15 protein-coding genes are annotated in these 19310 nt (G+C 37.8%); 8 read left to right on the top strand and 7 right to left on the bottom strand.

The features are described from left to right. The first annotated feature begins 25 nt into the window (after window positions 1–25). Window positions 26–526 (top strand): DUF6646 family protein, encoded by a 501-nt coding sequence (locus BXU11_RS01180; RefSeq protein WP_078210707.1) that lies wholly within the window; start codon window positions 26–28, stop codon window positions 524–526. Between the two features lie 211 nt (window positions 527–737). Here BXU11_RS01180 and BXU11_RS01185 read toward each other — a convergent pair whose 3' ends face one another. Next, window positions 738–2291: an aldehyde dehydrogenase family protein gene (locus tag BXU11_RS01185; RefSeq protein WP_078210708.1), complete on the bottom strand. Its 1554-nt coding sequence runs from the start codon at window positions 2289–2291 to the stop codon at window positions 738–740. Window positions 2292–2537: 246 nt separating this feature from the next. Here BXU11_RS01185 and BXU11_RS01190 point away from each other — a divergent pair, with 246 nt between their 5' ends. Beyond that, window positions 2538–3494 (top strand): MBL fold metallo-hydrolase, encoded by a 957-nt coding sequence (locus BXU11_RS01190; protein ID WP_078210709.1) that lies wholly within the window; start codon window positions 2538–2540, stop codon window positions 3492–3494. Window positions 3495–3913: 419 nt separating this feature from the next. On the opposite strand, the gene BXU11_RS01195 is transcribed toward BXU11_RS01190, so the two are convergent. After that, complete coding sequence (locus BXU11_RS01195; protein ID WP_024982489.1) at window positions 3914–4453, bottom strand: 3-hydroxyanthranilate 3,4-dioxygenase; 540 nt, start codon at window positions 4451–4453, stop codon at window positions 3914–3916. A gap of 412 nt (window positions 4454–4865) precedes the next feature. Further along, window positions 4866–5975: an endonuclease gene (locus tag BXU11_RS01200; protein WP_078210710.1), complete on the bottom strand. Its 1110-nt coding sequence runs from the start codon at window positions 5973–5975 to the stop codon at window positions 4866–4868. A gap of 399 nt (window positions 5976–6374) precedes the next feature. Here BXU11_RS01200 and dcuC point away from each other — a divergent pair, with 399 nt between their 5' ends. Genes dcuC through BXU11_RS01230 form a run of 6 tightly spaced genes read left to right on the top strand, consistent with a single transcriptional unit; the run spans window position 6375 to window position 13821 of the window. Further along, a complete protein-coding gene (gene dcuC, locus BXU11_RS01205; protein WP_078210711.1) occupies window positions 6375–7739 on the top strand; it encodes a C4-dicarboxylate transporter DcuC in 1365 nt (454 codons plus the stop codon). Between the two features lie 2 nt (window positions 7740–7741). Then, complete coding sequence (gene iadA, locus BXU11_RS01210; protein ID WP_024982486.1) at window positions 7742–8893, top strand: beta-aspartyl-peptidase; 1152 nt, start codon at window positions 7742–7744, stop codon at window positions 8891–8893. A 14-nt stretch (window positions 8894–8907) separates the two neighbouring features. Beyond that, window positions 8908–10239: a porin gene (locus BXU11_RS01215; protein WP_078210712.1), complete on the top strand. Its 1332-nt coding sequence runs from the start codon at window positions 8908–8910 to the stop codon at window positions 10237–10239. Between the two features lie 2 nt (window positions 10240–10241). Next, window positions 10242–11762: a M14 family zinc carboxypeptidase gene (locus BXU11_RS01220; RefSeq protein ID WP_024982484.1), complete on the top strand. Its 1521-nt coding sequence runs from the start codon at window positions 10242–10244 to the stop codon at window positions 11760–11762. A gap of 6 nt (window positions 11763–11768) precedes the next feature. After that, complete coding sequence (locus BXU11_RS01225) at window positions 11769–13052, top strand: hypothetical protein (RefSeq protein WP_078210713.1); 1284 nt, start codon at window positions 11769–11771, stop codon at window positions 13050–13052. 10 nt (window positions 13053–13062) lie between these two features. Beyond that, window positions 13063–13821, top strand: a complete 759-nt coding sequence (locus BXU11_RS01230) for a lamin tail domain-containing protein (protein WP_189318493.1) — start codon at window positions 13063–13065, stop codon at window positions 13819–13821. Window positions 13822–13890: 69 nt separating this feature from the next. Here BXU11_RS01230 and BXU11_RS01235 read toward each other — a convergent pair whose 3' ends face one another. From BXU11_RS01235 to BXU11_RS01250, 4 genes are all read right to left on the bottom strand, one after another. Continuing rightward, window positions 13891–14598, bottom strand: a complete 708-nt coding sequence (locus tag BXU11_RS01235) for a (Fe-S)-binding protein (RefSeq protein WP_078210715.1) — start codon at window positions 14596–14598, stop codon at window positions 13891–13893. A 113-nt stretch (window positions 14599–14711) separates the two neighbouring features. Next, a complete protein-coding gene (locus tag BXU11_RS01240) occupies window positions 14712–16811 on the bottom strand; it encodes an FAD-binding and (Fe-S)-binding domain-containing protein (RefSeq protein ID WP_078210716.1) in 2100 nt (699 codons plus the stop codon). A gap of 430 nt (window positions 16812–17241) precedes the next feature. Then, on the bottom strand, window positions 17242–17982 hold the full coding sequence (locus tag BXU11_RS01245) for a hypothetical protein (protein WP_078210717.1): 741 nt from the start codon (window positions 17980–17982) through the stop codon (window positions 17242–17244). A 167-nt stretch (window positions 17983–18149) separates the two neighbouring features. Beyond that, complete coding sequence (locus BXU11_RS01250) at window positions 18150–18989, bottom strand: hypothetical protein (RefSeq protein WP_078210718.1); 840 nt, start codon at window positions 18987–18989, stop codon at window positions 18150–18152. Between the last annotated feature and the right edge of the window lie 321 nt (window positions 18990–19310).

A 19310-nucleotide genomic window follows, 5' to 3' on the forward strand; every position in this document is an offset into this window, starting at 1 on the left:
TAATTATCAATTTATCTATAAAAAAATGAAAAAATTAGCCCTTATCACCGCTCTATTGACCTTCAGTTGTATCCATGCGCAGCAAGCGTTTACCGGAAGAGGCGACAACAAATTTAGCGTAGGCGTAAACATTCAAGATGGCGGCAATGCCATACAATTGGCCTCCGATTTCGGTCTGGGCGAAAACCTATCATACGGCATTGTAGGTTCCTACATACTGGGCTTCGACCGACTACCAGGCGCCAACAAACCCGCCTTCAAAGATCGTTTTGATGCCAAAATTCGTATCAACGCCAATTTGGGTAGCGTGTTGCAAATTGACGAAAAACTAGATTTTTATCCCGGTTTAAGCCTAGGACTAAAAAACTTTGGCGGACATGTAGGGCTTCGCTACTTTTTTACCAATGGTTTTGGTCTATTCTCCGAAGCCGGATTCCCTATTGCCAAATACGAAAACAAAGACCGAGGCTACTACAACCTAAACAACCAATTTACCTTTTCGATAGGCGCAACATTTAGCATGTAAAAAAGGTTTAGGAGCAGCAACATAAGGCCTTTTTAGCCACAAAGTTCCCGCTGTCCTTCCAATCTTTTTATCCCGAAAAAGGGATAAAAAGGATTTTCCCTCCCATCGGGGCTAAGGAGTTACATTAGGATTTTTTTGGAAACAATTAGCCATAAAAAACCCTTTCAGAGGTTGAAATTCTGAAAGGGTTTTGATATATTTAAAAGCGCTATTACAAATCAAATTTAATCCCTTGTGCCAAAGGTAAATTGGTCGTATAATTAATCGTATTGGTTTGGCGACGCATATACACTTTCCAAGCATCAGAACCTGATTCTCTTCCGCCACCAGTTTCTTTTTCTCCACCAAATGCACCACCAATTTCAGCTCCCGAAGTACCAATATTCACATTGGCAATGCCACAATCTGACCCTGCTACTGACAAGAAACGTTCTGCTTCACGCAAATTATTGGTCATAATAGCAGAGGATAAACCTTGTGCTACACCATTTTGTAGTTTGATGGCATTGTCAACATCGCCACTGTATTTCAACAAATACAATACAGGCGCAAAGGTTTCGTGTTGTACAATTTCGAAGCTATTTTGAGCCTCAGCAATAGCTGGTTTTACATAACAACCGCTCTCATATCCTTCACCCGAAAGTACGCCACCTTCTACTAGAATTTTACCGCCTTCGGCTACTACTTTAGTCAATGCTTGGTTATACATTTCAACGGCTTGTTTATCAATAAGTGGTCCCACGTGGTTTTTTTCATCCAATGGATTTCCAATTCGCAATTGCCCGTAAGCCGCCACAATAGTGTCTTTTACTTTATCATACATACTTTCGTGGATGATTAATCTACGGGTTGAGGTACAACGTTGTCCTGCGGTTCCAACAGCGCCAAAAACAGCGCCAATTACCGTCATTTTGATATCAGCATCAGGAGTCACAATTATCGCATTGTTTCCGCCCAATTCTAAAAGCGATTTTCCTAAACGACCCGCTACTGTTTGTGCTACAATTTTTCCCATTCTAGTAGAACCTGTAGCCGAAATTAGAGGTACACGAGTGTCTTTGGTCAACATTTCACCAATAGTGTAATCTCCGTTAATCAAACAAGAAATTCCTTCTGGAAGGTTGTTTTCTTTTAACACTTCGGCAATTATATTTTGACAAGCTACTCCGCAAAGAGGCGTTTTCTCAGAAGGTTTCCAGACACAAACATCGCCACAAATCCAAGCCAAAGCCGTATTCCAAGCCCAAACCGCTACCGGAAAGTTGAAGGCAGAAATAATACCTACTACACCAAGCGAATGGTATTGCTCATACATTCTGTGCCCAGGGCGCTCAGAGTGCATCGTCAATCCGTGTAACTGACGAGACAATCCTACTGCAAAGTCACAAATGTCAATCATTTCCTGAACTTCGCCGTAGCCTTCTTGCAACGATTTCCCCATTTCATAAGAAACCAATTTCCCTAAAGCTTCTTTGTTTTTGCGTAATTTTTCTCCAAACTGACGTACAATTTCACCACGTTGTGGGGCTGGCATCAATCGAAATGTTTTGAAGGCAGCTGTCGCAGTTTGCATCACTTTTTCATAATCCGCAGCAGAACTTGTGGTTACTGAGGCAATTAATTGTCCGTCTACAGGAGAATAACTTTCTAACAAAGAACCGCTTGCAAAGTGCTGCGTTCCAGTAGAAGTCCCTTCATTTACTGCTTTAATACCTAGTTGCGCTAGGGCTTCGTTCATTCCGAATTGAGTCGCTATTGTTGTCATTGTAACTTTTTTAGTTAAAATTGTTATATTATTTCGTAAAGATAGTATTTAGATGCAAATTTCAAAGAAGTGCTCCTAGTTAAAATTAGTAAACACCAAAAAATCAAGACTTTCTGCTGATTGAAGTCCTTTTGAGAAGCCGTAAAAGTAACCTAAATCCCAAAATTAAGGTAGATTTCATTTAGAAAAAACAGTCATTTTCCGCAGAAGCCGTACTTTTAACCTTTAATTTTCAATGTAGAAAAGATGAGAAAAATTTTTGGATGGGTGCTGTTGTTTTTAGTGTCCACGATAGTTTCTTTTGGACAAAAAGCAAAACCCTTTTTTGAAGTGGTGCCTTTGGGAGTTTATGGCGGAATCGATGAACGCAATTTATCGGCCTATTTAGTGGCTCCTTTCGGAACAAAGGAATACGTTTGTTTAGATGCTGGAACCGTTCATTCAGGTATTGAAAAAGCAATTGAAAAAGGTACTTTCTCGGTGTCTTCAAGTACAGTTTTGCGCCAATACATCAAAGGCTATTGTATTTCACACGCGCATTTGGACCACGTGTCGGGATTGATTATCAATTCACCTGCTGACTCGACCAAAACCGTTTACGCCATAGCTCCTGCTATGAAAATGATGCAAAACCATTATTTCAACGACCAGACTTGGGCGAATTTTGGCGATTCAGGCATAGGTAAACCCTTGAAAAAATACCATTTCGAAACCCTTTCTTTTGGGAAAACAATACCCATTTCGAATACGTCAATGACGGTACAAGCGTTTCCGTTGAGTCACGTAAATCCCTACGAAAGCACAGCCTTTTTAATAAAAAAAGACAACAATGCGATCTTGTATTTAGGTGATACAGGACCTGACTCCGTAGAAAAAACCACAAACCTAGCCGACCTTTGGAAGACCATCGCACCCTTGATTCAAAAACAAGAGTTGAAAGGTATTTTTATAGAAGTTTCGTTTCCTAACGAACAACCCGATGGATTCTTATTCGGACATTTAACGCCTAAACATTTGATGAAAGAAATGCAGGTTTTAGCAGCACTCACTGGAAAAGGAGCCTTGCAAAAATGTAAAATCATCATTACCCATTTGAAACCTCCAGCTGCTGCTATCCAAAAAATAAAGCAACAATTAGCGGCTCCAAACGAGTTGGGATTGACTTTTGTTTTTCCTGAACAAGGCGTGCGTATGGAGTTGTAGTATACAATTGAAAAAAATGAAACATAGGAGACATTTTAGTTTCTATTTTTTTTAACCATATAAACTTAAGGGCATTTAAGTTTTGTTTAAATCCATAGTGTGTTTGGTAAAAAGCTTAACCGCAAAGGGCGCAAGGTTTTACGCAAGGGACGCAAAGTGAAAGAGTATTGCTTTGTGTAAAAAATTTAACCACAAAGGACACAAGGTTTTGCACTAAGTTCGCAAAGGAAGCTATAAAAACTTTGTGCTTCTTCGTGACTTCTTTGTGTTGCTTAGTGGTAAAATGGTCACATAGTAAATTCTTAAATGACCTTAAATGCCTTCTATGGTTCACAAAATAATAGCATAATTCACAAGTATTTACACAAAGGATGCAAAACTCCTATGCCTTATATGTTTTAAAAATTTAGTGCAAACGTTTACTTCTTCCCCATAAATCTTGGGTCGGTATCCATCACGGTGCCACAATTTTGGCAAGTACGCAACGCCTCAGAACTATAGAAATGTTGAAAATGAGGGAGAAAATCTTTTTCAATGTTGTGGAGTTCAAAATAGACTTCGTGCAGTTTATGATTACAAGAGTCACAATGCCAAAGCAAACCATCGGTAAAACCCAATCCTGCTCTTTTACGTTCAATGACTAGTCCAATAGAACCTTCGGAGCGAACGGGCGAGTGTGGAATTTTAGCGGGATGCAAATACATATCTCCTGCGTGCAATTCCATTTCCTTACGCTGCCCTTCTTCTTGGATGATGACTTTTATACTACCTTCGAGTTGGTAAAACAGTTCTTCTGTTTCGTTATAGTGGTAATCTTTTCGGGCATTCGGACCCGCCACAATCATCACTATATAGTCGCCAGAATCAACATAAAGATTCTTGTTGCCAACGGGTGGTTTTAATAACTCACGGTTATCTTGAATCCATTGGTTGAGGTTGAAGGGTTTTGCTATGGCCATTGTTTTTGTACTAAAATTGGAAAGGCTAAGATAAGGAAAATGATACTATCAAATGATACTATCAGAAACCGTTTCTCTTCCTACTTCAGGGAATTCGCTTTAAAAAAGTTAGCAACGACTCAAGCATAGCGAACCGCGAAGTAATACTAATAAATTATATAAAATAGTTCATTTTGTCAGTTCGAGCGCAGTCGAGAACCCTTGTTGTATCTCGACTGCGCTCGATATGACAAAAATTCGATTGGGGTTTATTGAAATAGTGTTTAGTATAATTACACCAATTATCATCGAAATTGAAATCAAATGTCACAAATTCCATTAGCTTTAATAATTCGTGCCATTAAAACATATTGTAGTTCGTTATTTATTAGTGAATTCGTGGCGGAAATTTTTAAACGCGAATGCCGAGTCCCTATTTCCCTTCTCTAATCAAATAGACATATACTGGGAAATGGTCACTGTACCCAACTTCGGTTAGGGAATGCCTAAGTGGATAGCCTTTGAATTTTCCTTGCGTTTGAATGAGGTAATTCCGCTGGAATATGCCTGCTTTCCAATACTGCCAAGTCGAATAATCTGAACTTAGCCAAGTACCTGTAAGCATAATTTGGTCAAAAATATCCCAAGCATCTTGGTGCGCAATTGTACCCAAGCCTTTGCTCAACAAAGCCTCAAACGGATTGAAGATTTCGTGTGGAGCTACCGCTGTTTTTTTTCCTTTGGCTCCTAAAGCCAATTTTATACTCTTGTTATGAGGGCCATCGTTGAGGTCGCCCATCGTAATGATTTTTGCATTGATATTGAGTTGTTGTAGCGAATCGATGATTTTCTTGTTCAGTTTTCCAGCGGCTTCTCGGTATGCACTTGTTTTTTGTTCGCCACCCGAACGAGAAGGCCAGTGATTGACAAGTAGATGGATTTCTTCTCCTTCTAAATAGCCGCTAACCAGCAATTGGTCTCGAGTGTAAATTCTTTTGGTTGGTGCTAGAATGGGAACATCATCTTCAGTTTTTTCAGCCAATGATGCAGCGGTATTGGTTTTTTCAGACTCTGGAGTAACATTCAAATACAAGGGAATCACACTGTAATTTGTCGGACGAAACCATTTTTTTCGGTATAACAAAGCCACATCAATGCCACGTTTGTCGGGTGAATCAAAGTGGATGATGCCATATTCAGCCTCTTGTAATTGGGATTGTTGAATCAAATCTTCGAGTACGGCTCGGTTTTCGATTTCGCATCCGCCAATGAAGGTGGGCAATTCTTTATTTTCGGGCGTGCCAATTTCCGAAAGGACTTGAGCCAAATGGCGGAGTTTGGTTTGGTATTTTGTTTTCGTCCATCGTTGCAAACCATCGGGTGTCCATTCTTCGTCAAAAGTATCGGGGTCATTGATGGTGTCAAAAAGGTTCTCAAAATTGTAAAATGCAACCGTATGAATTTTGAATTTCTTGGTTTGAGCCTGTAACGAAAAAAGCCAAGGCAATTGAAATAAGCAAATTAAAAGAGTCTTATAAATCATATCAAAAAAATAGCGAAAATAAAGTTAAGTGATTTTAGATTAACATTCTAATTTTCAACCAAAAGACACTTCTTCTAATTGTATTTTTAATCCCAAATCCGCGAAATCAAAGCAGAATAAACACTTTGTAAAAAACACTTTGCTGCAGATTAACACATATTAACAAAGCCTGTTAAACCTTTATTAATACGCAAGTTCTTTGATTTTTATCATAAAAGCTTCCCTCACTAATTTTTAAATTTGCATAATTTCTTACATTTTAGAGGATGTGTCTCACATTCGACTTTCACTCTATTTATTGTAACGCACTTTCGGAAATAATAAATTTCATACCTTTATACAACACAAAACACTAATCAACAAGAACTTAGATGTTGAATAAATTTTAAATCAAGTATTATGATATTAGCAGGATCACTAATTGCAATCGTTTTCATTGCAATCGTAGCAAGGTTATTAATCAAAAACTATTATGCCCATGCTGTTTTAATTATTAGCGGCTTGTTAATGCTTGGAGTCGCCTCAGTGTTGGGTTTTGAAATGCCAAAACTAGACAAACCCACCGGCTCTGCATTCTTCGATATTTTTGAGTATATAAATATCGCTTTTAGTCAAACTAATGCAAATGTTGGCTTAATGATTATGGCCATTGGCGGATTCGTAGCCTTTATTGATAAAATTGGCGCCTCAGATGCCTTGGTGTATCTGGCCATGAAACCCCTTTCTTTACTCAAAAAATACCCCTACATCATTGCCTCAATGGTGATCCCTATTGGGCAATTTCTATTCATTTGTATACCATCGGCGGCAGGTTTAGCCCTTTTGATGATGGCCTCTATTTTTCCAATCATGGTCAATTTGGGTGTCAGTCGGCTTTCTGCGGCATCGGTAATTACAGCTTGTACGGCCTTTGGAGTGGGTCCAGCTTCAGTAATCACTGCGCGCTCGGTTAAAATTATCGAAACCGATTCAGTATCGCATTTTTTTAATTCACAAATCCCATTGATGGTGCCTTTGACCATCGCATTAATGATCACTTATTACTTTGTCAATAAATATTATGACAAAAAAATGAAGGTGGAAGTTACTGCCGTTGAAACCAAAGAAATCGAATTGAAAGTTCCGGTTTTTTATGCCATTATTCCCATTTTACCGCTCATCATTTTATTAGTTTTTTCAGATCTTTTTCAGTTTTTTGAAAATCCGATACGCGTCAATACCACTATGGTGATGATCTTTTGTGTTTTTGTGGGGATTGTATTTGAAGCGATTAGAACGCGAGACGTCAAAGTGGTTTTTAATTCTTTGAAAATCTTCTTCAACGGAATGGGAGATATTTTTAAATCGGTTGTGACGCTTATCATTGCTGCCGAAATTTTCTCTAAAGGATTAATTGCGTTGATGTTCATTGACGGCTTAATTACTAGTTCACAAAGTCTTGGTTTGGGTGCTGATGGCATCAGTATTGTAATGGCTTTAATGATTTTCCTAGCTTCGATTTTGATGGGAAGTGGCAATGCAGCCTTTTTTGCTTTTGGCCCATTAGTTCCCAAACTCACGGGTGAATTGGCTGTTTCCACCACACACATGATTTTACCAATGGAATTTGCTGCTTCAATGGGTAGAACGGTTTCCCCTATTTCAGGTGTACTGCTGTCAACTTCTGAAATCGCTAAAGTTTCCCCTTTTGATATTGCCAAACGCAATGCCATTCCGTTCGTTGTTGCCTTATTAGTCATGCTTATTCACCACTTTATACTATAGTTATGTTAAAACTTATTCAAAACGCCACCGTTTATGCCCCAGAATTTTTAGGCAAAAAAGACATTCTTATTGCTGGAGAAAAAATAGTTGCCATTGAGGATACTATTGACGTTTCGACCCTGTTCTCAGAAGTGATTGATTTTAAAGGTAAAATCCTAACTCCAGGTTTAATTGACCAACATGTGCACATTACGGGCGCAGGAGGTAAACATGGCTTTGGTTCTATGACACCCGAAATCATGTTGAGTGAATTTATTGCTTGTGGTACTACAACTGTTGTAGGATTATTAGGGACTGATGGAAGTGCTAGAAGTATAAAAACTTTGTATGCCAAAGCTAAATCATTGGAGTCTGAAGGAATCTCGGCCTATATCTTGACCAGTTATTTTGGGTTGGATGCCGTTACTTTCACCCAATCGATACAAGATGATATGATTTTTATCGATAAAGTAGTGGGTTGTAAAGTAGCCATCAGCGACGAAAGATCTTCGTACCCTGAAGCTATTGATTTACTTCGTGAATTAAAACAAGTGCGAGTGGGTGGCTTAATCGCTGGAAAAAAAGGTATTCTTCATATCCATCTAGGCGCGCTAAGTTCTAGAATGGACGTTTTGTTAGAATTAGTTCAGAAATACGAATTCCCAATCGAACATATTTCTCCAACGCACGTGGGGCGTACCCTTCCTTTATTTGAACAAGCCATTGAGTTCGCCAAACTGGGCGGGATGATCGACATTACTTCAGGCGGAACCAAGTATACGGATCCCTACAAATCTGTGCTGTATGCTCTAGAAAAAGGCGTATCCATCGATAAAATGACCTTTAGTAGCGATGGTAATGCTGGAATCGGAATTGTCAACGAACAAGGCGTTACTATCGGCTTCAAAAAAGCACCGATTCATTTGAATTTAAAACAAGTGGTATTGTTAGTGCAAGAAGGAAAATTACCCATTGAACAAGCCTTTAAGTTAATCACTACTAATCCAGCCAAAAATTTGGCTTTAAAACATAAAGGAAGTATAAAAGTAGGTTTCGATGCCGATTTTTGTGCTTTCACCAACGATTTACAACTGACTGATGTAATCGCAAGAGGTAAACAAATGATGAAAGATGGCAACATCATTGTTTATGGAAATTTTGAAACTAAAAATTAATTAACAGCTACACTATGAATGTAACAAAACTAAATCATTACCTGATTGTATTGTTGTGTTTTGTCTTTGGCGCCAGTACTTATGCTCAAGACGACGACAAAGATAACTATGATAATGATGAAGATATTAACTTAGACTCAAGCTCTAGTATCGTACGTTTAAAAAGGAATTACAACATTGGAGATGGTATCAATTTTATCTCTGAAAATGGTTCCTCGATGAACATTACTCAAAGCGTTCAATCATTATATCTAATGAACACCTCCGACGATTTTGAAACGATGAATTCCCAGTTTAGAATCCGAAGAGCTCGTATGAAAGTGAGCGGTAACCTTTTTGACAAGAAATTGTATTACAGAATTCGTTTGAATTTTGCCTCGGATTATCAAAGTACCACTTCTGGAAATCGTTCGTTCAATAACCTTTTACAAGACGCTTATATCGAGTATCGTCCAGCCAAAGGCCACCGCATCAATTTTGGTCTAAGAGCCGATTATTTGGATTCTAGAGAAACCAGAATTGAAGGTGAGGTATTAGGATTCATTGAACGAAGTGAACTTTCGAGTGCATTCGACGCGATATTTGATTACGGAATTCGTTATCAAGGTCAATTTAGAATCGGCGGTCAATTGTTCAAACCTTACGTTTCCATCACAACAGGTGAAGGACAATCCGGGTTAACCAAGAACTACGGCGGATTTAAATATGGCGCCCGTTTGGATTATCTTCCTTTTGGATCCTTTTCTAAACTTGGCGAATTCTACATGGAAGATTTGGCCAGAGAAAAAAAACCAAAATTGGTACTCGGAGCCGTGTACAGCTACAATGACGGTCAAACCTCAGCCAAAGGAACTAACGGTGGTCGTTATTTGTATGGCGATGCGAACCAAAATATCGTGCTGCCTGATTATCAAAAATTTGGGGTTGATTATATGTTCAAATACAGAGGATTCTATTCTTTGGGAAGTTATTTCATGACCCAAGCCAGTGTTCCTAACAATATTGCCGGTGAATTTTCTTTGTCGGGTAAATTTACACCCTACACCGGAACGCCCGAAGAAGCCAAAAATAAAGTCCTTTCCAGATTAAACTTAGGATCTGGTTTCAATGTTCAAGCGGGGTATTTATTGCCTTCTAACTGGTCTTTTGGAGTTCGTTATACCCAATTGTACCAAGATGAAGTGTCCAATTCCTTCGATACATACGATAAAAACTATTCACTTGTAGCTACCAAATATTTAGCAGGTCACGATTTGAAAATTCAAACCGAAATTGGAAAATCGAACATCAAAGGTGGCGCCAATGACTATTTATACGGACAAGTAATGGTAACTATACAATTATAACAATGAAAAAAACAATCCTTACCATAGTTGGTTTTCTTTTTGCCCTGAACCTCATGGCGCAAGAAAACGACATCTACTCGACCTTTTTTAAAGATCCCGAAAAGCAATTTCCTGTACCAATTACCAATGGCAGCGATTATTATACGAGTTACAATAATGTGATCAAGTTTATCGATAATTTGGCCGTAAAATTTCCCGAAACGATGACCGTTTCCACTATTGGAAAATCACAACGAGGCAATGCAACACCCGCAATTATTTTAAACAAAAAAAGCAGTACTAACGATGCTCAAAAAGTAAAAGTAACCTTCTTAGGATGCATGCACGGTGACGAACCCATCAGTACCGACGCCATGCTCAATACGTTATATGAAATTTTGGAGAATCCCGCCTATAGTTCGTATTTGGATAAAGTAATCCTGCAAATCGTTCCGATGGTAAATGTGGATGGTCATAAAGACGAAACCCGTTTTTCAAATGATGAAACCGATTTGAACCGAAACTTAGGTATTTTAAATGTTCCTGAATCAGTCAATATCAAGAACGCTATCAATGCTTTTGATCCGCAGGTCGTGATCGATTTTCATGAGTACAATCCGAATCGAAAAGATTTCTTAGATATAGATGATTGTTTGACCTCTTCATATGATGCCATGTTTTTATTTTCAGGCAATCTCAACGTAGATGCTTCCATTCGAAAAATGATCGAAACTGATTTTGTTAACCCAACGAAAGCCTTTTTAGAAAAAAATCAAAGAGTAGTCCGTAATTATTGTACTTCGCAACGCATGGACAACGAAGTCATTCTAAATATTGGCGGTATTACCTCGCGTTCAAGTGCTACCAATTATGCTTTACAAAATAGAATTTCGATTTTGATGGAAATTCGAGGAGTGACAGAGAAAGAAAAAGCAGCCAAAAGAAGAATTGAAACCTCAACCCTAGCCGCACTTTCGTACTTGGACATTGCCAATACATTAGCAGACAAGATCAAATCAACCGTTGACAAAGCCAATCAAAAAGCTGTTGAGGGCAAAACAGAGATTGTTATTGCTTCAAAACCAACGATGATTGAATCGAACTTTCAATTTGTAAATACGTGTACCAATGCCTATTCGATCTACAAATTCAAAGCCAAAGACAACATCAATCATATCGCAACAGCCACTAGAAAACGTCCTGAAGGATATGTGATTATTACCAAAAGTAAGCCACTATTCAATGTATTGAGAACCTCAGGAGTGGATTTTTCAATAACCGAAAAAGCGTACGAAATGGAAGTAGAAACGTATATCCCTGCCGCTAATGATACGTTCGAATTGCAAAAAGAAACCATGACTATTCCCGCTGGCTCCATCTTGATTAACGCCCATCAAAAAATGGGAAATACCGTGATCGACCTCTTGGAGCCTGAAGGAAACAATTCGTTGTATCAAAACAAGATTTTAAAAACATTACCCAATTCCGATAGGTTACGACTACTACGCGTGAATTTGAGTCAAATCGTTCAACTACAAAATTAATTTATCATGCAAAAAATATTTACTTATACCATCGCTGCAGTATTACTCATCAGTACGTACAGTAATGCACAAGAAATAAAGGAGGCCAAAAAAACAGATTCGACCTTTATTTACAAAAATGGAGAAGGTACCTTCATCAATCTGGGTAAGAAAAACAAATCCGTGATTAATATTTCTGGGACCATTCAATCGGGTGCCGCCTTCAACAAAGCCGATAACGGAACCGATACCGAAAACACCAGCAGAATGTCGATCAATATGGCACGTATCTACTTGAACGGTTCTTTTTTGAATGATAAAGCACGTATTGGTTTGGTGACTGATTTTACGGGAACCAAAGGCCTTTTGGAAGCTTGGGTAGGACTGAATCTTTACAAAAAAAACGCCTACCTTTATTTTGGAGAAAAAAGAACGAATACCAATAATAGATTGGCTTTAGAAGACGAACGCTTTGCTCAAAACATCTCACAAACTATAGCTGGACAGTCCAATGACGGCATTGCTTATGGCGGATTGATGCAAAACTTTGTAGGCGCAACACGTGAAGGAGGTTTGTTCATTGAAACGAATTTCACAATTGGAGGAGTTAGATTGTATCCCTCAGTATCGATCACCACGGGAGATGGTCAAATTGCATTTGGTGAAAAAGCCGATTCAGGATTGAAATATGGTGGTCGTTTAGACATCATGCCTTTGGGTGATTTCATCAAAAACAATGCGTTTATTAGTCACGATTTGTACTACGAACCATCGTTAAAAGTAGCTTTTGGTGTAGCCGGCAGCTATAATGTAAAAGCCAGCGAAGCTAGAGGAAGTGGTAATGGTATCATCACTGGAATTTTTGATAAAGACGGTAAAGCGGCCTATGCTGATTACCGAAAAGTAGTAACCGATTTCATCGTCAAATACAAAGGATTTTCTTTCATTGGAGAGTATACTCATGCCTCAGTGAATGGAAAAGATTTGTACAGCAACAGCTCGGCTTCTACCCTTTTGAATGCAGAAACTTCAGCTTCTAAATACAACATGGGGTATGGCGTGAATTTACAATCATCATACGTAACCCGCAACGGATGGGCTTTTGACACTCGCGTTTCTTTCATTGAACCTGAAGTAGCATCGGTAACTTCTTTGGTCCAAAAAGAAAATTGGTACACAGTGGGTGTCAACAAATACTTAAAAAACAATGCCCTGAAAATTGGTTTGAACACCTCTTATGTGGATCGCAAAATTGAACCTACCAACACATCCAACTGGAACACCAATCTTGGTGTACAATTAACCTTCTAAAATTATGATCATGAAAAAATATTTATATATAAGCTTATTAAGTGCTGCATTCTTCACCGGTTGTTCCTCTGATTTCACCGAAGAAAAAGTGGAGATTCCAACCAATGCCTTTCAAGAATTGTTGATTTCAGAAATTGCCACATTTGTGAACACCGACAATTCCAAAAGAAATCATTACATCGAATTGTACAACGGAACAGATAATGCTATCGATTTATCCAACTACGTCATCGGTTACCAAGCGACCACTGATGAAGCGACTTTATCTGAATGGAATTTTACAGATGCCAACAATTCACTTCCATTAACTGGAACATTAGCGAGCATCAAAACCTATGTTATTGCTTCAGTACAAGCTGATCCGGCTGTGGTAAAAAGCGATGTAACTTGGGGTACAACAAGTTCCGCTAATGCTAGCGCCAGTTTACCTTTGCAGTTAAGTGGGAACAGCGCTATCGCTTTATTGAAAAAAGATGCAGCTGGACCCCATACCATCAATGGTGCAAAATATAAAATTATCGATGTGTTTGGAAGTCCAAAAGTAGCCCGAGTTACTGCGGCAACTTCATCTTCTAGAAACAACTTTATTTGGTCGATCGCAGGAGAATCCGCTGAAACCCGAAACAATACGTTTTGGAGAAAGAAAACCGTGACCAAACCTAATACCGATTGGTCGGTTTCTAAAGGAACTACTGCTACCGATTCAGAATGGAACATCTCTGCACCAAGAACATGGGATTATTCTAATATTGGATCTTATTCTAATTAAATCCAAAAAAATAACAAAGAAGCCAGCAATTTTGCTGGCTTCTTTGCTTTATAAACCTTTCAAATCTTCTTATCGCGTCACTTCTTCAATCAAATAAAAAATAGAAGTAAACGATATTCCGCTCGATTTTTCTAAACCAATTTCACACGTTCTACTGGTGGAATAGCCACTAGTACAATTACTCGGTATTTGATTTTTAATATCTCTTAATCCGTATTCGTTTAATTGAGGAATCAAGAAACCACGGTCACCCGCAAAGCCACAACAGTTGCTGTCAATCATCGTTACGTCCTCAGCACAATAGTGCGCCAAAGCCAATAATTGGTCCATTTTTCCGATTTTCTTTACCGAACAAACAGGAAAAATAGTCACTGCTTCCTTTTTCTTTTTTACGGTTAATTTGGGTAGGACAAAGTCCAACATAAAGGCAATTGGGTCAACAATTTTCAAATTGCTGGTGAATTCTTCTTTGGAATGGTAAAAACAAGGACTCATATCGTACAAAATAGGATACTTGCCATTCTCTGAAACACTTAGCAAATCCGCTTCTAAAAGTTGGGATTGCTTATGATTCACCTCGGCAAAACCTTTGCTCGAGAACGGCATTCCACAACAATGCGCATCCAATTCTTTTGGATAAATAATGGTATAACCCGCCCGCACCAACAACTGATGGGTCAGTGCTGTGAGTTGTAAGTCTTCTTCTTTTTGAAATTCGTTTTTTCCCATCGCACGGTTGATGCAGGAAGGGAAATACACTACTTTTAAATCAGCCATTTTTCTTTATTTTTTGCCACGAATGCACGAATTAATCCTCAATCTATTTTACCGCAAATTATTCTCTACACCTACTTAAATTTAAAATCGTGAATTAGTAGCCAATCTTTCGTTTACTTAATTTTATCCGCTCCTTTCGGGATTTGGGGAATCCATTTAGGAATATTGCCTCCTGAAATCCAATGTAATCCACTAGAAATCGATGACATAATTCTCGTCCCAAAAACCGAATGAAAAAACGACACTACTTTTAACCCCATTCGCATTATCGCGGTAGTACTTTCCATATTTGAACCTATGTAGTCGGCCACTTTCTTTTGAGTATCCGTAATCGCGTCGGCTCGCCAGTGTTTGACAAACTTACCCGTATCAATGTGAACCGGACAAGCCAAAGCACACAAACCATCGGTAGCACAAGTTTCATCCAGTTGATAGGTAACATCTTTCCGAATGTCTGCCAATCGTTGCGGGTCGTCATTAGTTGCTTCTAATCGACTGATTTCTCTAGCAATAACGATGCGTTGTCTAGGTGAAAGCGTTAATCCTTCGGAAACACAATGCGGCTCACAGAATCCACATTCCATACATTTATCGATAATATCGTGAGATTCTGGTAAAGGTTTTAAGTGTTTCAAATGCGCTTTTGGATCTGGATTGATCAAAACATCAGGATTGATTTGGTTCTTGGGATCAAAGATCTTCTTAATGCGTTTCATAATGTCATAAGCCGCCGCTCCCCATTCTTTTTCCACAAAAGGGGCCATATTACGTCCCGTTCCGTGTTCCGCCTTTAAAGAGCCTCCAAATTGATCCACAACAATTATCGCCAATTCGGCCATTAAGTCTTCATAGCGTTGCACTTCCTTCGGATTCGAGAAATCTTGTGAAAACACAAAATGCAAATTTCCTTCTAACGCGTGTCCAAACAAAACCGCGTCGTGGTATTGGTGTTTTTTGAATAAGGCTTTTAGTGCCACACAAGCTTCTGCCAATTGCGGTAGCGGAAAAGCCACATCTTCAATAATCACTGTGGTTCCTGTTTTTCGTAAACCGCCTACCGTTGGTAACAAACCTTTTCTGGCCTTCCAATTAAAATAATATTGTTTAGGGTCTGATGTGAATTCATAATCCGTAAAAGTCGGTATACTCACAATTTGAGCTTTCACTTGTTGTTGTTTTTGCAACAACACTTCTTTATCATTGTCTCTACATTCAACCAATAAAGCACAAGCGTCTTCGTGTAACGTTTTAAAATAATCAGGTGCTTCGGAATCATTTTCTACCGAGCGAATGGAATCTCTGTCTAGCAATTCTACGGCGGCAACAGGACTTGATTTCAACAAAATCGTCGCGTTACAAGCATCCTGAATCGAATTGAAAATCAACAACGAGCAAGATTTATGCTTTTCGTCTACAACCGTCTTGAAAGTCACATTCGAGATAAACGCCAAAGTCCCTTCAGAGCCCACCATCAAATGCTTGATGATTTCAATAGGGTCTTCATAATCCACCAAAGCATTGATGCTGTAGCCCGTAGTATTTTTGATTTTAAATTTCTGACGAATGCGCTCCTCCAAAGCCGGATTCGCAATAATAGTATGTCGTAAGTCCTTAATTTCCTCAATTAAATGCGCCTGAGTTTCATAAAACGAAGCCACACTTTCCGCATCGGCTGTGTCTAGAACTGTCCCATCGTGCAAAATCATTCGAATATCAGCAATGGTTTTATACGAATTTTGAGCCGTTCCGCAGCACATCCCGCTGGCGTTATTGGCTACAATTCCACCAATCATCGCCGCACCAATAGAAGCTGGGTCGGGACCAATTTTTAGTCCGTGTGGCGCCAAAAAAGTATTCGCTCGAGCGCCTACAATTCCGGGTTCTAGTTTTATCTTTTGCTTGTCATCTAGTAATTCGTAATGCTTCCAGCCGTGCGTCGCCACGACCAAAACCGAGTCCGTTATCGCTTGTCCCGACAAACTCGTTCCCGCCGCTCGAAACGTCAAGGCAATATTCAAGGCATTTGCCGCTTTGATAATCGCCACCACTTCAGCTTCAGCATGTACCAAAAGCACCATCTTCGGAATCAACCGATAAAAACTCGCATCCGTTCCGTAAGCCAAGGTTTGCAAAGGATTCGTCAATATGCGCCCCGAGTCGAGCACAGCTGCTATTTGGTCTTTAAACTTTTGATAAGAAGGAGATAATGACATTATATTATTTTTAAACCACAATTAAAGCAGGTAAATTTAAGCATTAGTTGTTGTCGCAGCACAAAAAAATCAGATGCATTATTTTTTTTAGAAGCAGTAAAAATAGGCTTTATCAAAAGGCAAAGTCCCGCTGTCCTTCCTATCTTTTTTTAGCGCTATTCGGTTTGAAAAACCGCCTAGCCCTAAAAAAAGGATATTCCCTCCCATCGGGGCTAGGCGAGGACTTTTGGTTTTCATAATAAAAAAAACAATGATGTTTTGATACTATTGCTGTTCTCATTTGCTAGCGCGATGCCTCTGGCTCGTGCTAATAGTTAAGTAAAATCTATCGTATGGAGGTTGCCGATTTGTATTGTATGAATTGTGGATAAGAGGGTGACGCTAGCGTTAGCGGGACTATTGATTGCAAATTCGAGTTATCAGGGTAATTTTACTTCTTAAGTTTCTTGTTTATGTATTCATTCATATTTGTATTTGTATAAATTTTATATTTTCCTGTGTCTATTATTTTGAAGATTTTATAATTTTCTTCGAATAAATATGAAATAGCATTTGAGTAAAAGCTTAAATCTTTTCCAAGCGAAATTGTTCGGTTATTTAAATGATAGAATTGATCGATAGCATCAAGCATATTTACAATATGTCCTAGTAACTCTGTTTCAATAGTTGAGTTTAGAATCATTACTTCAGTCAGTAGGAGCTTAATTTTGTCAGTTTTGTATTTTAGATATTCTCTCCAATTTACAAAACTATTTATACGTGACTCTGTAACTTGTGATGCAGGATTTATATTTTTACAAGCCTCGTTTATTATTTCTTCTGTTAAGTTTAAATCTCTATTGTTAATGTTTAACATTTCTGACAACCAAACCAATTCATTGTTGACATAAACTAATTTACTACGAATATATTTATTCGTTTTTAGATTTCTATCTTCTTTTGGAAGATGCTGGTTAATTAAAAAAAATATTGATGTAGCAACGATTGAATAACATATTTTTAAGTATATGTCGCCAATGATATAAAAAGAATGAGAAGGCGCGGAAAAGTTTTTAAATAAAATTTCTATTGTAAGTATTGACAAAAGAGAAATAAAAAAGGCAAATTTTATTTCTCTTTTTATAGATTTAAGTTTTATAATAAAACTTATTGAATTTCTTTTTTTAGCCATTTGTTCCTATAAATTTGGTTACTAGCATTACTTATGTTTAATTCTTAAGGATGAATTTATCTACTAAAGTAAACCATTTTTAGGATTTGCCAAAAGTAGAAATGAAAAATGGTCTATTAAGCTAATTGCCCAAATCCGTTGGTAGCTGTTACTGGTAGTTTATTTTACTAAAACCGATTAAAATTATATCTTTTTAAGTGAGTTTCGGGATCCTTGAATATGTAATTTGTGTTTTTCGAAAGTTCATAAACAACAACGTTTGGTTTTGAAGGATAGGGTGAAATAGATTCAATAATATTTGTAAGAGTAATTTTTCCAACTTCAATTAATTTATTTACTGCATCATCATCATTTTCCCAATTTTTAAAAACAAATTTATTAATTTCAGAATGTGCTTTATTTGTCAGTTGTGCGATTGTGTTTTCATCCTTAGTCGCGCTCATTGAATGAATAAAAATATGATCTGTAAGTATATTGGTTTCACTACCAACCATATGATTACCTTTAATATTATAATTTCCAACTCGGATTCGGAATGGATTATTTTCTACGGAAAATAAAGCTATAGATGTTGGATTAAATCCCCCTTGTAGAGTTATAAATACATCTCGAACAAATGGATACATAATTTTATCGTCCTTGATGGAATTTAACAAAGCAACGGTGTCTATGTTTCCATTTAAATCAGTAAATTTTATGTAAAGCTCATTCTGCTTACGAAGCATTTCTTCTGTGATATTATCTGTTCCAAAAGAAGATTCTAAATCTTCAATAATTTCATCAAATGAATTATTATGTCCTAATTCATTAAGTTTCCAAACGTAATTAGAAATGTCAGAAGTTTTGTAAAATTCACCAACGCAAGCAATTGCTAAATTATCGAGCAAAACAGAAACTTTTTGTGCATCGTTTTTCTTAATTTCTTCATCACCAATTTTTAATTCAAAATTAGTGTCAGCTAAAATAAGTATAAATTTATTTGTCACAATGTATGCGATACTCTCCATAGTCTATATGTTTATTACGAATGATTGTTAAATTGCCAATAACTGGTATAAATACGAAATAAACCTTCGTGTGTACACTTATAATCGGGCAGATAACCAAAGGCTGTTATCGCTTCAGGCATTCCAAATATATTTAATTATTCCTACAAATCATAATCAAGCTATTTATTTAATAGCAGTTTATAAGCTAATTATAAAACACCTACAAGGTTTTGAAAACCTTGCAGGAGTAGGGATTTTAGTGACCCTTTCAGAGTTTCAAACTCTGAAAGGGTTGTATTCATAACGTTAGGTGTTTTGAAAACAATTCGTCTTTTCTAG

The organism is Flavobacterium sp. LM5, from assembly GCF_002017945.1.
In the GTDB taxonomy this organism is placed as follows: Bacteria; Bacteroidota; Bacteroidia; order Flavobacteriales; family Flavobacteriaceae; genus Flavobacterium; species Flavobacterium succinicans.

Bases quoted from the DNA above. Each gene is read 5' to 3' on its own strand.
- BXU11_RS01180 (WP_078210707.1), top strand. From the start codon at position 26: ATGAAAAAATTAGCCCTTATCACCGCTCTATTGACCTTCAGTTGTATC.
- BXU11_RS01185 (WP_078210708.1), bottom strand. From the start codon at position 2,291: ATGACAACAATAGCGACTCAATTCGGAATGAACGAAGCCCTAGCGCAA.
- BXU11_RS01190 (WP_078210709.1), top strand. From the start codon at position 2,538: ATGAGAAAAATTTTTGGATGGGTGCTGTTGTTTTTAGTGTCCACGATA.
- BXU11_RS01195 (WP_024982489.1), bottom strand. From the start codon at position 4,453: ATGGCCATAGCAAAACCCTTCAACCTCAACCAATGGATTCAAGATAAC.
- BXU11_RS01200 (WP_078210710.1), bottom strand. From the start codon at position 5,975: ATGATTTATAAGACTCTTTTAATTTGCTTATTTCAATTGCCTTGGCTT.
- dcuC (WP_078210711.1), top strand. From the start codon at position 6,375: ATGATATTAGCAGGATCACTAATTGCAATCGTTTTCATTGCAATCGTA.
- iadA (WP_024982486.1), top strand. From the start codon at position 7,742: ATGTTAAAACTTATTCAAAACGCCACCGTTTATGCCCCAGAATTTTTA.
- BXU11_RS01215 (WP_078210712.1), top strand. From the start codon at position 8,908: ATGAATGTAACAAAACTAAATCATTACCTGATTGTATTGTTGTGTTTT.
- BXU11_RS01220 (WP_024982484.1), top strand. From the start codon at position 10,242: ATGAAAAAAACAATCCTTACCATAGTTGGTTTTCTTTTTGCCCTGAAC.
- BXU11_RS01225 (WP_078210713.1), top strand. From the start codon at position 11,769: ATGCAAAAAATATTTACTTATACCATCGCTGCAGTATTACTCATCAGT.
- BXU11_RS01230 (WP_189318493.1), top strand. From the start codon at position 13,063: ATGAAAAAATATTTATATATAAGCTTATTAAGTGCTGCATTCTTCACC.
- BXU11_RS01235 (WP_078210715.1), bottom strand. From the start codon at position 14,598: ATGGCTGATTTAAAAGTAGTGTATTTCCCTTCCTGCATCAACCGTGCG.
- BXU11_RS01240 (WP_078210716.1), bottom strand. From the start codon at position 16,811: ATGTCATTATCTCCTTCTTATCAAAAGTTTAAAGACCAAATAGCAGCT.
- BXU11_RS01245 (WP_078210717.1), bottom strand. From the start codon at position 17,982: ATGGCTAAAAAAAGAAATTCAATAAGTTTTATTATAAAACTTAAATCT.
- BXU11_RS01250 (WP_078210718.1), bottom strand. From the start codon at position 18,989: ATGGAGAGTATCGCATACATTGTGACAAATAAATTTATACTTATTTTA.